Here is a 12227-nt window from a genome sequence, read left to right as displayed (position 1 = left end):
ATAAGTATATAATTATGCACTTATATAATCAAGCAAAAATTTAGTGGAAACTTTATTTCCTATTCTTTTAATTCCTCATAGGCTTCCATAAAATGTTCAAAAGAAATGTTTCCAAATGTATTTTCATCGTTTCGAAATAGACGTTCAAAGGTGATTTCCTTTGCCTTCTCTAAAGTACATTGACTGCTGTTCATAATTAAAGAAAAATACGCCATGAAGTATTCCTTGCTTAAATCTCCGCCTTTGTTAATAATCATTTAGATGACCTCCAAATAGGGAAAGTAATAATACTTCCCCTGTGATTTTTTAAAATTTCAGCAACACGAATTAGCAGCATTTAAATTCGTACTGCATACGCCTGTTTCAGGTAATTCCAGTTCTACTTTTTCAGAGGCTTCATAATCACCCGATAAATACGACACAATGGATCGAACTTGTTCATACCCTGTCACCATTAAGAATGTTGGAGCTCGGCCATAACTTTTCGCTCCCACGATATAAAAATCCTTTTCAGGCTGTCGCAATTCTTTTTCTCCATGCGGACGTACTGTTCCGCAGCTGTGGATATTGGGATCAATTAAAGGTGCAAGATCTTTAACACTTTCTGTTGCTGTATCAATACTGGTTCTTAGCTCACTCAAATTTGAAAAGTCTGGACGATTGCCAGTATTGACAATCATTTCATCTATATCTGAAATAGTTTTTAATTCTCCTTGTGATTCTCCTGTCAGCTCTATTTTGCCTTCTTTTTCGATTATACATTGGATTCTAAAAGGAGTAATTACTTCAAATGTATTTGTTTCTACTAAGTTGTGTATATGTCTTCCTAATGCTCCTCTTGCCTCAAGTACATCCAATTCTTCTCCTCCAAACGCCTCTTTTACGCTATTTTTCCTTAAAATCCATATAATCTCCGTTGCAGGATGTTCTTCTTTTAATTTCTCTAATTCTAACAGGGAATTGATGGCAGAATGACCACTTCCAACAACAGCAACCCGTTTGTTTAGATAGCGGTCTTTATCTTCTCCAAAAATATTTGGAATGCCATAAAAAATTTGATTCTTTATATCTTTCTCTTCTTTTAACCATATTCCATTTGAATTTGCTGGATTGGGATTTCCCCAGGTTCCGGTCGCATCTATGACTGCGCTTGTTTCAAACTGTACCAGGTCGTTATCTTGTTCTGCATAAATCACAAAAGGTTGTTGTTCTCGATTAGCTGTTTTCATTTTATCTGTATTTTTACGGCTAATGGAAATAACCTTTGTATTCACAAACAAGGAATTTTTGACTTCTGGTGTATTCGCTAACGGTTTTAAATATTGGTCAACTAACTCTTTACCAGTGGGCAATTCATCTTGTTTTGGTACATTCCAATCTTGTTTTTTAAGAAATTTCAATGCCTTCTTATCAATATTATATTTCCAAGGTGAAAAGACTTGGACATGCCCCCAGGTTAAGATATTCTCTCCCACTTGAGAGCCGGATTCTAACAAAATAAAAGGTTGTTCGTAACTAGCTAAATGAGCTGCTGCGGCAAGACCTACTGGCCCAGCACCAATAACTGCAATAGGTAAAGATTTGTTATCTTGTTTATTACTTTCCTGTTGTCGTACTTCCTGCGGTTGGCAACAATTCGTTTTAATTTCTATACGTTCCATGATTATCATCCTCACCAATTTTTTTAACTATTTCCCATTGATATTCCATCTTCTTTATATATTTCTTTTTATATGCTTTATCACGAACTTACTATCAGAGCCAACTCTTCTTAATGTTGCAGAAGAAAAAGAACGTTGCCCTTCAAGACCAACATAATAAAGTCCGAAAGTGTTTTGGCTGGTACCAGCTTTTTGTATTGGTCTTAGGTCTTCCTTCAACATCAAATTTTTCGATTGATGTTAGATATCTAAAATCAGAACGATACCCTGTCTTTGCCCTCCATCAATGACGATAGAGTCATAAATCATTTTGCGCTTTTTTCATTTGTAAAATGCAAGTATTTGTTTTATAAAATAATTTATCTTGGAGCAGGAGCACAGCAATAACCAATTTCACCCATTGCATTATTAAGTAACTGAATAGAGCGAATTACAGTTTCTTTTTCGAAATCAGTCATATGCGCAAATATTTCTTCTAAATAAGTATTTATCTGTTCGTCAATGATTTCAGCTACCTTAGTTCCTTCCATTGTTAACTCAAGCGTATGAATGCGTCGATCATTTAGGCTAGGTGTCTTATTAACTAAATTCATTCTTATTAAAGATTGAACTTGGCGGCTAAAAGTAGTAATGTCCGTCCCTAAGGCTTCAGCTACTTCTTGGACTGATGGAGTATGTTGACGATTGATTTCATAAAGAATATGGCTTTGAATTAATGAAATATCAAGCCCATCTGCTGAACAACAGTTTTTATTCAAAAGACCAAAGCGACGCGACATCATTTGAAAAAGATCACGAGTATTTTCCATATCTAAATTCACCTCTTTATATCGTTATACAATTTTTAATTGCAAAATGCAAGTTTTTTTATGTAGCTTAACTTTAATTTATTAAACTTATAACGTAGTCATTCAATTTGTCACGATTCTAACAATAACTCATATTTATATAAGTTGAATTATTTAAACTATCTTTTACATCTAACAAGAAAGCGATTCTTATATTAAGCGCTCTAACTAGCGACGTTTTTGATGGGATTGCGGTGGCTAGAAACTAACATCTTTATTTCAATTTATATAGATTGTAACTTTTTTTGAATATCACTGTCTTCTTTATTGTAGATACCTATGCCGATAAAGAAACAGACACACACGTTTTTGTTGGCTTCAATACTATCCATTGTATACTTATCTAAGTTTAACAGAATGGCTCCTTTCGCAGTTAAAAAATTTTACTACGAAAGGAGCTTATCATTTATTTCCACTGTAATGAATCATAACGTTTTCGGCAAAACATGCCAGTTTGTTCTTTCTTAACAAGAATAACGAAATGAATATTTTGCTGTTTTAGCGAAAAATCCTATAGCCAAACCAGCCTGCCCGCCACCAATTACTATTACGTCATATACCATAGAATTTCCTATTTTTTATCCTTAATAATCGTAAACTGTTTAATGTCACAAGCAATGTCGCCCCCATATCTGCAAATATTGCTATCCATAGTGTTAACCAACCGGGTACAACTAATAATAATGCAACAGCTTTAAGTCCCAGAGAAAAGGTAATATTCTGTTTGATAATCATCAATGCTTTTCGGCTTAATTGAACAGTATAAGGCAACTTATTTAAATCATCAGACATAAGAGCAATATCTGCTGTTTCTAATGCTGTATCAGTTCCTGCACCACCCATAGCTACTCCAACTGTAGAAGCCGCAAGTGCTGGTGCGTCATTCACTCCGTCACCAACCATGGCGACATTTTTATGTTCTCTTCGAAGTTTTTTAATAAAAGTCAACTTATCTTCTGGCAGTAAATCAGCTTCAACATCGACAACCCCAGCTTGTTGTCCAATGGCTTTTGCAGTTCGTTGATTATCACCTGTCAGCATGACTGTTTCTATTCCAAGATGATTTAATTGATTGATAACTTCTTTTGATGTTTCCCTTATTTCATCTGCTACAGCAATAAATGCAAGAATTTCTGATTGCGTCCCTAAAACCATGACCGTTTTTCCTGCAGTTTGTAAATTGGTAATTTTTTCTTTGTGGTTACTTCTTATTTGATTGTGCAATTCTTCAAAAAGAGCTGGGCTGCCTACATAATATAATTCATTATTTATCTTTGCTTTGACGCCCTTTCCTGTTATAGATTGAAATTCTTCCATAGATATATCGTTGAAATGTAATCTGTTTTCCTCCGCCTTTCTTATAATAGCGGAAGCAAGAGGGTGTTGTGACCCTTTTTCAATTGCTGCTGTAATCGTCATTAGTTCATCTTCATTTCCACCATACGTTACAATGTCTGCGACAACAGGAATTCCTTTTGTTAAGGTTCCTGTTTTATCAAAAGCAATGGCTTTAAGGTTTCCAGTCTCTTCTAAATAGACACCGCCTTTAATTAATACGCCATTTTTTGCAGCGTTTCCTATAGCAGTAACTACGGCAACTGGAGTAGAAACAACGAGAGCACAAGGGCAGCCAACTACGAGAACAGCTAAGCCTTGATAAATCCATGTATTCCAGTCACCAACAAACAATGGCGGAATAATCGCTATTAACATAGCTAAAATTACGATAGCAGGAGTATAATATTTGGCAAACTTATCCACAAATGCTTGAGAAGATGCTCGTTCTGCTTGGGCTTCTTCCACAAGATGAATGATTTTTGAAAGTGTGGTATCTTCCACTCGTTTGGTTACTCTAACTTCAAGCAAGCCTTCTTCATTTAATGTTCCAGCAAACACTTCGTCGTCTACTGTCTTAGCGACTGGAACACTTTCACCTGTAATCGCAGCTTGATTTAAGGTGGATGATCCCTTCAACACTGTGCCATCCATGGCCAATTTTTGACCAGATTTTACAATCATAATATCTCCAACTTGAATATCATCCACATGGATACTCATTTCTTCATTGCCTCGACGAATCAAGGCTTCTTTCGGTGCAATATCCATTAATGACTCGATAGATTGACGGGCTTTATCCATAGAGTAACGTTCCAATGCTTCACTAATAGCAAAAAGGATAACAACCGTTGCTCCTTCCATCCATTCGCCAATGATGGCTGCACCGATAATCGCGATAGTCATAAGGGTATTCATATCGAATTGTAGTCTACTAAGATTTCTAAGTCCTTTCATAAAGAGCGTGTAGCCGCCAGTTAAAATAGATACTGCATACCCAATAGTCGGAAGAAAGTGTTCTTCTCCTAATTGTTTTCCTAAAAACCAACTAACTAAAAGCAATATTGCTGAAATATAGACCTTTATATTTTCTTTTTGTTTCCAAAAAGGTTCATGAACTACCTTTTGTTCTTTTTCATCTCGTACCTTTAAATTTTCAAATGATCCTGCTTTTTCTAGCTCCTCAATGGTTATTTTCCCTTTAACATAAACTTTTGACGCTCCAAAATTTACTTCAGCATCTTCCACACCTTGTATTTTTTTTACGTTATTTTCAAAAGTTTTTGCACAACCTGCACAACTAAATCCTTGCACACGATAAGCTTTCATTTCTTCTTTGCTTAATGATTCAGACATTTGCTTTTACCTCTTTTTGATGAACTAATGTAATCGAAATTAATTGTTTAATGTGTTCATCATCCAATGAGTAAAAAGCAAGTTTTCCTTCTTTACGATACTTCACAATTTTTTGTTTATGCAGCGTCCTTAAATGATGGGACGCAGTTGCTACAGAGGAGCCAATGATATTTGCTATATCACATACACACAGTTCATCATCTATACATAACGCATAGGAAATTTTTGTTCTATTTTCATCTGCAAGTACTTTGAATAATTGGGAAACGTAAGATAAATTTTCTTTTTGTAATTCTTCTTGTATACGATTGACTTTTTCCTCGTCATAACAATAAACTTCACACATGTCTTTTTTAGCCAATTCTATCACTCCATTTTCATTCAAATAATCATTTGATTATAGGTTATCTTATTTTCTTTATATATTCAAGTATATATTTGAATAAAATATGAGGTCAGCTGAATAGAAGCTCATTTTTTACAATTAATACAAAAACAATAAAAAATAGACGTTCAATTGTTTGAACGCCTAAAATTTTAAAACTTGCTTATTATGGAATTTTTATTTTGTTGTGCCTTCATATACCAGATTGATTCCCACTGAAACGTCAACGTGGTGTTTCAGCACTTTTTTTCGCCCATTTTGACCATCAGGTATAAATTGGTAATGCTTGTGAAACACCGTCATACTAAGGATTTCGACGTATTCTTCCGTTGTATCGAAACTATAACCTCCACGTGCCCCGTATTCGGAAACATATCCACTGGCTGTACTTCCATCGACTCATAACCGCCATCTTCCAAAATACGCAGATCCCTTGCCAGCGTTGAAGGATTACAGGAAACATAAACAATCCGCTTCGGCTTCATTTCCATCATCGCATCCAAAAATTCCGGATCACAACCCTTTCTCGGAGGATCGACAACAATGACATCTGGATCTAAGCCTTCCTTCTTCCACTTTGGCATGACTTTCTCAGCCTGTCCTACGGTAAACTCCGCATTATCTATTCCGTTATGCGCTGCATTTTTCTTTGCATCTTCAATGGCTTCTGGAACAACCTCGATTCCATAGACTTTTTTTGCTTTTTGGGCAAGAAAGAGCGAGATTGTACCTATGCCGCAGTATGCATCGATTACTACATCATTTTCATCAATAGCTGCATACTCCAGAGCTTTATCATAAAGCACCTTCGTCTGAACAGGGTTTACTTGGTAAAAGGACTTTGGTGAAATCGCAAAGGTTAAGTCGCCTATCGTATCGTGGATATAAGCTGCTCCCCACAATACGTTTGTCTTCTTCCCTAAAATTACATTCGTACGCTGGTCATTGATATTCTGCACAATCGAACGGATAAATGGAAACTTCTCCGTCAATTCTTCGATGATTCGCTCTTTACCGGGAAGCTTGGCTGTACGCGTTACAAAAACAACCATCATTTCTCCTGTAAAATGCCCTGTCCGAATCATAATATGACGCAGCTCGCCTCGATGGGTTTCTTCATTATAAGCTTGGACACCATATTTATTCATTAAGTGCCGAACAAATGGCAGCACCTCATTCATTGCGTGACTATGCACATGGCAGGTATCCTGATTCTGCAGAATTCGATGGCTTCTTTTCTGGTAATAGCCTGTAATTAATTCGCCGTTTTTTTCATCGACAGGGATTTGTATCTTATTTCGGTAATGAGAAGGGTCTTCCATCCCAATGATTGGATGCACGGGAACATGCTCCAGATGCGCTACTTTTTTCATCACATTATGGACCTGATTCTGTTTCATTTGTAATTGAAGGGCATAGCTCATATGCTGGAGCTGACAGCCTCCACAGTACACATGACAGGTTGGTTCCACACGTTCCGGACTTGTTTTCTTCAGCTCTAACAGCTTCCCAAATCCATATTTTTTATTTGCTTTGACCACTTTAATAACGGCTTCTTCTCCCGGTAAGGTCTTCGGAATAAACAAAGGATAGCCGTCCACTTTTCCTACGCCGCTTCCTTCATGGGTAATATCTTCAATTGTAACAGTCAATTGTTCATTTTTTTGAACAGGGGTATTTCCTGTTGATTTTGCCATTGTCATCTTCCTCTATTTCCGTAATCACTTTAATTCACCTTATTTTATCACAGGCTTTTAAGAAACAACAACTGTTCATATGCTCAAGGAGACAGGAGCAAACAAAAAAGCCTCTAAAACAACTTCATGTGGTTTAGAGACCTTTATTTTTATTCCAGCTCTTCTTGATGCTCGATGAAATCTGCTGGAACCATAAACTCGATATGTTCCTGAAGATTGATGAATTCTCCCGGCAGCATGCCACCGTATTCCCCATCAATATTCAGCTGCATTTTATCCTCATTCGTCACTTTAACACGCTTTGCCTGTGTATAGATGATGTTTTTACTTTTTAAGTGTTCCCCGCGAAGGGCAAGTGATGCAATTTGAATAAATTCTGCAAGATTTGTTTTCTTTAGAATGAGAACATCAAAGTACCCATCATTTAAACGAGCATCGGGAGCAAGCTTTTCAAAACCGCCGACGGAATTCGTATTAGAGATTAGAAATAGCATGATATCTTCTTCCAGTACATGTTCATCGTACTCAATTCTGACATGGGCCGGCTTTAAAGAAGGAAGCATCTCAATGCCTTTCATATAATATGCTAATTGACCTAACATTGTTTTTAATTTGCTCGGGACATCATATGTTAATTCTGTCAGTTTTCCTCCGCCGGCAATATTAATAAAATAATGCTCGTTGACTTTTCCGATATCTAATTTCAGCGAATTGCCTTCTAAGATAACATCTACAGCTTTATTAATATCTCTGGGAATTTGAAGTGCTCTGGCAAAATCATTTGTTGTTCCAGCAGGCAATATCCCTAACTTTGGCCGATATTCCTGTTCGGCTACGCCATGTACGACCTCATTGATCGTACCATCGCCGCCAGCCGCAACAATTAAGTCATAGCCTCTTTCTACAGCAGTTCTTGCAGCATCGATAGCATCCCCTTCACATGTTGTCGCATGTGCGGAAGTTTCATAGCCGGCAGTTTCCAGCTTTTCTAAAATATTGGGTAATGCCTTTTTGATTGCTTCACGTCCCGAAGTTGGGTTATAAATGATTCGGGCCTTCTCCATGTTCTTTCCTCCCCATACGGTCCATCTTGCAATTGCTTCTTTACAGACACGTATTATATAAAGTATCACTTCATTCTTTGCTTTTCTTCTCCTTAGATGAAAGGAAACCTAGAGAACCTCACAACATTCCATAGCAAATATTTACTTTACGTATTACAGAACGGTGATATTCACTGAAATCTCTCTCAAAATAGATACATAATAAAAAGCAGTATTTATCCATGATCTGACATGAATAACCTATGAAGTACCTTTATGTTGAAATTATAATCGTATTAAATAAACTCGTCTAATCCATATCATAGACTTTTTTGATGTGTTTGAAAAGCAAAATGAACAAAAAATAACAAGCTTCGATGAAATATACTATCCTTCTGCCATGTTTGTCAGTGTCTGTCCATCCATCTTTTTTGACCATTGGATAGGCTGCCACATATAATTTCTGCGACAGCCTTCCTGTTACTACATTTATTCTATTACGTTTTACCAAAAAAGCTTATCGCTTCTCAAGCTCCGCAGCAAGAATTTCGTTGACCAGCGGCGGGTTTGCCTGTCCTTTGGTTGCTTTCATAATTTGGCCGACAAGGAAGCCTTTTGCTTTTTTCTTTCCATCCTTGAAATCAATAATGGATTGTTCATTTTGATCAAGAATGTCATTTATTATTGGCTTTAATTGCTCCGGATCAGAGATTTGAACCAGGCCTTGTTCTTCGACAATTTTTTCTGGGTCGCCGCCATTTTCAACCAGCTCTGCAAATACCTTCTTCGCAATTTTAGAGGAGATTGTGCCGTCTTCAATCAATTTAACCATTTTCGCCAGGGCATCTGGTGTAATTGCCAGCTCTTCAATCTCTTTATAATGCTTATTCATGTAAGCAGAAACTTCTCCCATTAACCAGTTGGATACTTGTTTGATATCTGCTCCATGTTCTACGGTTTCCTCAAAGAAATCAGACATCTGCTTAGATGCCGTTAATACATTCGCATCATATTCAGATAAGCCTAATTCGCTTACGTAACGCTCTCTTCTCGCATCTGGAAGCTCAGGAATTTCACTGCGGATGCGTTCCTTCCAAGCCTCGTCAATATATAATGGCACCAGATCCGGCTCAGGGAAATAACGATAATCATCTGAACCTTCTTTGATACGCATCAGAATCGTTTCTTTTGTTTTTTCATCGTAACGGCGTGTTTCCTGCAGAATTTCTCCGCCGGATAATAATACTTTTTCCTGACGTGTTTCTTCAAATTCTAATCCTTTTTGAACAAAGGAGAACGAGTTTAAGTTTTTCAATTCTGCTTTGGTACCAAATTCCTCTTGTCCGATTGGACGAAGTGAAATATTGGCATCACAGCGCAGGGAGCCTTCCTGCATTTTTACATCAGATACTCCTGTATACTGAATAATATTTTTCAGCTTCTCCAAATATGCATATGCTTCTTCTGGAGAACGCATATCCGGCTCAGATACAATTTCAACTAATGGTGTTCCTTGACGATTGTAATCGACATAGGAATAACCGTCTTCCCCATGTGTTAATTTTCCTGCATCCTCTTCCAGGTGCAGACGGGTGATACCAATTTTTTTCTTCTTGCCGTTTACTTCAATTTCAATCCAGCCATTCTCGCCGATTGGCTGATCAAATTGCGAGATTTGATAAGCTTTCGGATTATCTGGATAGAAATAGTTTTTACGGTCAAATTTCGTATCTGTTGCAATTTCACAGTTGAGTGCCATTGCCGCTTTCATCGCAAAGTTGACTGCTTCTTCATTTAAGACTGGCAGTGTGCCCGGATAGCCTAAGTCAATCGGATTGACATTCGTATTTGGCGCAGAGCCAAATTCATTTGTACTCGGGCTGAATATTTTTGATGCGGTTTTTAATTCTACGTGTACCTCAAGTCCAATAATTGTTTCGAAATTCATTACTTGGCACCTCCTAGTTGAGGTCGTTTTGTATGGTGTTCAGTTGCTTGCTCAAATGCATGTGCTGCACGATAAACCGTGCTCTCATCAAAATAGTTTCCGATAACCTGCAAGCCGATTGGCAATCCATCCTCGGAGAAACCGCAAGGAATAGAAATACCGGGAACGCCTGCTAAGTTGACAGGAATCGTTAAGATATCATTCACATACATCGTTAATGGATCACTTGTTTTTTCGCCGACTTTAAATGCCGGTGTCGGTGTTGTCGGTCCAACAATCACATCATATTCTTCTAAAATTTTATCAAAGTCATTTTTAATTAATGTACGTACTTTTTGCGCTTTTTTATAATAGGCATCATAGTAACCAGAGCTGAGCGCAAAGGTTCCAAGCATAATACGGCGTTTCACTTCATCGCCGAAGCCTTCACTGCGGGATTTTACAAACATATCCAGCATATTTTCTGCATTCTCTGAACGGACGCCATAGCGTACGCCGTCAAAACGGGCTAAGTTCGCAGAAGCCTCAGAGGATGATAATAAGTAATAGGTTGAAAGTGCATATTTAGAATGCGGCAAGGATACTTCTTCCCAAGTGGCACCAAGGGATTCATAGACCTTCAACGCCTCTAAAACAGCATTTTTTACTTCTTCGGAAACTCCTTCTGCTAAGTATTCTTTAGGAACAGCTATTTTTAATCCCTTTACATCGCCAGTTAATGCTTCTGTATAAGCCGGAACTTCTACATCTGCACTGGTAGAGTCCATTTTGTCATGTCCTGCAATAACTTCCAGTACACGTGCATTATCCTCTACCGTACGGGTCAATGGGCCAATTTGGTCCAGAGAGGATGCAAACGCCACAAGTCCAAAGCGGGATACACGTCCATAAGTAGGCTTCATTCCTACAACACCGCAGAATGCTGCCGGCTGACGAATCGATCCGCCTGTATCCGATCCAAGTGAGAATAATACTTCCCCTGCTGCGACTGCTGCTGCAGAACCGCCGCTGGAACCGCCCGGAACGTGGGCTGTATTCCAAGGGTTACGAGTCGGCTCATAGCCGGAGTTTTCATTGGAAGATCCCATCGCAAATTCATCCATATTTAATTTACCGACTGCAACCGGATTTTCAGCATCCAGCTTGTCAACAACGGTTGCATTGTATAACGGGTCTGTGAAATTATCTAAAAATTGACTTGCACAGGTCGTGCGAAGTCCTTTCGTTACGATATTATCTTTAATACCAGCCGGGATACCGAATAGGACACCGGATTTATCCTCACGTTTGTCCAGTTCTCTTGCTTTCTCCAGCGCTTTTTCTTCATCAAGTGTTAAGAATGCATGCACATCCCCGTCCACTTCTTTAATTTGCTGGTAAGATTCTTTCACTAAGTCTTCTACAGTAATCTCTTGATTATGTAATTTTGTTTCCAATTCTTTTATCGTATAGTCAAATAAAGACATGAATATGGTTGCCTCCTTTTATTCTAGAATAGATGGAACACGAATTTGTCCATCCTTTTGGTCAGGAGCATTCTTCAATGCATCCTCTTGTGTAATCCACTTTTTAGGCTCATCTTTGCGCATCACATTTTTCAAATCTAATACGTGTGTGGTTGGCTTCACATTTTCTGTATCTAATTCATTCAGCTGCTCAGCATATTCAATGATAGCACTCAGCTCATTCGCCATTTGTTCCACAGCTTCATCATCAAATTCCAAGCGTGCGAGATTAGCTACATGCTTTACCTGCTCTTTTGAAATCTCTGCCATTTGCTTAACCTCCAAAATAATCGTATTTATTTATAATATGCTATAAAAATAGCACTTATATTCGAGCGTGCATTTAGAATAAACATCATTCAGCCTATACACTCATTAAAACAACATTATATCATTTTTATAAGATGTTTTATATTAATTATTGCTATATAAATTGAAATTAATATTAG

General features: G+C 37.7%; 10 protein-coding genes. All 10 read right to left on the bottom strand.

Features of this window, described 5'->3' with window-relative positions; translation table 11 throughout:
• Window positions 1-59 precede the first annotated feature (59 nt).
• On the bottom strand, window positions 60-257 hold the full coding sequence (locus tag MKY65_RS08215) for a hypothetical protein (RefSeq protein WP_339183907.1): 198 nt from the start codon (window positions 255-257) through the stop codon (window positions 60-62).
• A gap of 57 nt (window positions 258-314) precedes the next feature.
• On the bottom strand, window positions 315-1661 hold the full coding sequence (locus tag MKY65_RS08210) for an NAD(P)-binding domain-containing protein (RefSeq protein WP_339183905.1): 1347 nt from the start codon (window positions 1659-1661) through the stop codon (window positions 315-317).
• A gap of 359 nt (window positions 1662-2020) precedes the next feature.
• Window positions 2021-2470: a MarR family winged helix-turn-helix transcriptional regulator gene (locus MKY65_RS08205; RefSeq protein WP_339183903.1), complete on the bottom strand. Its 450-nt coding sequence runs from the start codon at window positions 2468-2470 to the stop codon at window positions 2021-2023.
• 591 nt (window positions 2471-3061) lie between these two features.
• Window positions 3062-5200 (bottom strand): heavy metal translocating P-type ATPase, encoded by a 2139-nt coding sequence (locus tag MKY65_RS08200; RefSeq protein WP_339183901.1) that lies wholly within the window; start codon window positions 5198-5200, stop codon window positions 3062-3064.
• The gene (locus MKY65_RS08195) at window positions 5193-5561 is read right to left on the bottom strand and encodes a metalloregulator ArsR/SmtB family transcription factor (protein ID WP_339183899.1); all 369 of its coding nucleotides are present in this window, start codon (window positions 5559-5561) and stop codon (window positions 5193-5195) included. The genes MKY65_RS08200 and MKY65_RS08195 overlap by 8 nt, the downstream gene beginning before the upstream one ends.
• Window positions 5562-5884: 323 nt before the next feature.
• Window positions 5885-7282: a 23S rRNA (uracil(1939)-C(5))-methyltransferase RlmD gene (gene rlmD, locus MKY65_RS08190; protein ID WP_339183898.1), complete on the bottom strand. Its 1398-nt coding sequence runs from the start codon at window positions 7280-7282 to the stop codon at window positions 5885-5887.
• A 149-nt stretch (window positions 7283-7431) separates the two neighbouring features.
• Window positions 7432-8346, bottom strand: coding sequence for a diacylglycerol kinase (locus MKY65_RS08185; protein ID WP_042533072.1), 915 nt, complete (start codon window positions 8344-8346; stop codon window positions 7432-7434).
• Window positions 8347-8842: 496 nt separating this feature from the next.
• Complete coding sequence (gene gatB, locus MKY65_RS08180) at window positions 8843-10273, bottom strand: Asp-tRNA(Asn)/Glu-tRNA(Gln) amidotransferase subunit GatB (protein WP_339183895.1); 1431 nt, start codon at window positions 10271-10273, stop codon at window positions 8843-8845.
• The gene (gene gatA, locus MKY65_RS08175; RefSeq protein ID WP_339183894.1) at window positions 10273-11739 is read right to left on the bottom strand and encodes an Asp-tRNA(Asn)/Glu-tRNA(Gln) amidotransferase subunit GatA; all 1467 of its coding nucleotides are present in this window, start codon (window positions 11737-11739) and stop codon (window positions 10273-10275) included. The genes gatB and gatA overlap by 1 nt, the downstream gene beginning before the upstream one ends.
• Window positions 11740-11757: 18 nt before the next feature.
• The gene (gene gatC, locus MKY65_RS08170; protein ID WP_339183892.1) at window positions 11758-12048 is read right to left on the bottom strand and encodes an Asp-tRNA(Asn)/Glu-tRNA(Gln) amidotransferase subunit GatC; all 291 of its coding nucleotides are present in this window, start codon (window positions 12046-12048) and stop codon (window positions 11758-11760) included.
• Between the last annotated feature and the right edge of the window lie 179 nt (window positions 12049-12227).

Source organism: Oceanobacillus sp. FSL W7-1293 (assembly GCF_037969815.1).
GTDB lineage: Bacteria > Bacillota > Bacilli > Bacillales > Amphibacillaceae > Oceanobacillus > Oceanobacillus oncorhynchi.
Note: the sequence above shows the minus strand (reverse complement) of the source record. Positions and strands in the feature narration are given on the sequence as shown.

Coding starts and splice junctions, on each gene's coding strand:
- MKY65_RS08215 (WP_339183907.1), bottom strand. CDS start 257: ATGATTATTAACAAAGGCGGAGATTTAAGCAAGGAATACTTCATGGCG.
- MKY65_RS08210 (WP_339183905.1), bottom strand. CDS start 1,661: ATGGAACGTATAGAAATTAAAACGAATTGTTGCCAACCGCAGGAAGTA.
- MKY65_RS08205 (WP_339183903.1), bottom strand. CDS start 2,470: ATGGAAAATACTCGTGATCTTTTTCAAATGATGTCGCGTCGCTTTGGT.
- MKY65_RS08200 (WP_339183901.1), bottom strand. CDS start 5,200: ATGTCTGAATCATTAAGCAAAGAAGAAATGAAAGCTTATCGTGTGCAA.
- rlmD (WP_339183898.1), bottom strand. CDS start 7,282: ATGGCAAAATCAACAGGAAATACCCCTGTTCAAAAAAATGAACAATTG.
- MKY65_RS08185 (WP_042533072.1), bottom strand. CDS start 8,346: ATGGAGAAGGCCCGAATCATTTATAACCCAACTTCGGGACGTGAAGCA.
- gatB (WP_339183895.1), bottom strand. CDS start 10,273: ATGAATTTCGAAACAATTATTGGACTTGAGGTACACGTAGAATTAAAA.
- gatA (WP_339183894.1), bottom strand. CDS start 11,739: ATGTCTTTATTTGACTATACGATAAAAGAATTGGAAACAAAATTACAT.
- gatC (WP_339183892.1), bottom strand. CDS start 12,048: ATGGCAGAGATTTCAAAAGAGCAGGTAAAGCATGTAGCTAATCTCGCA.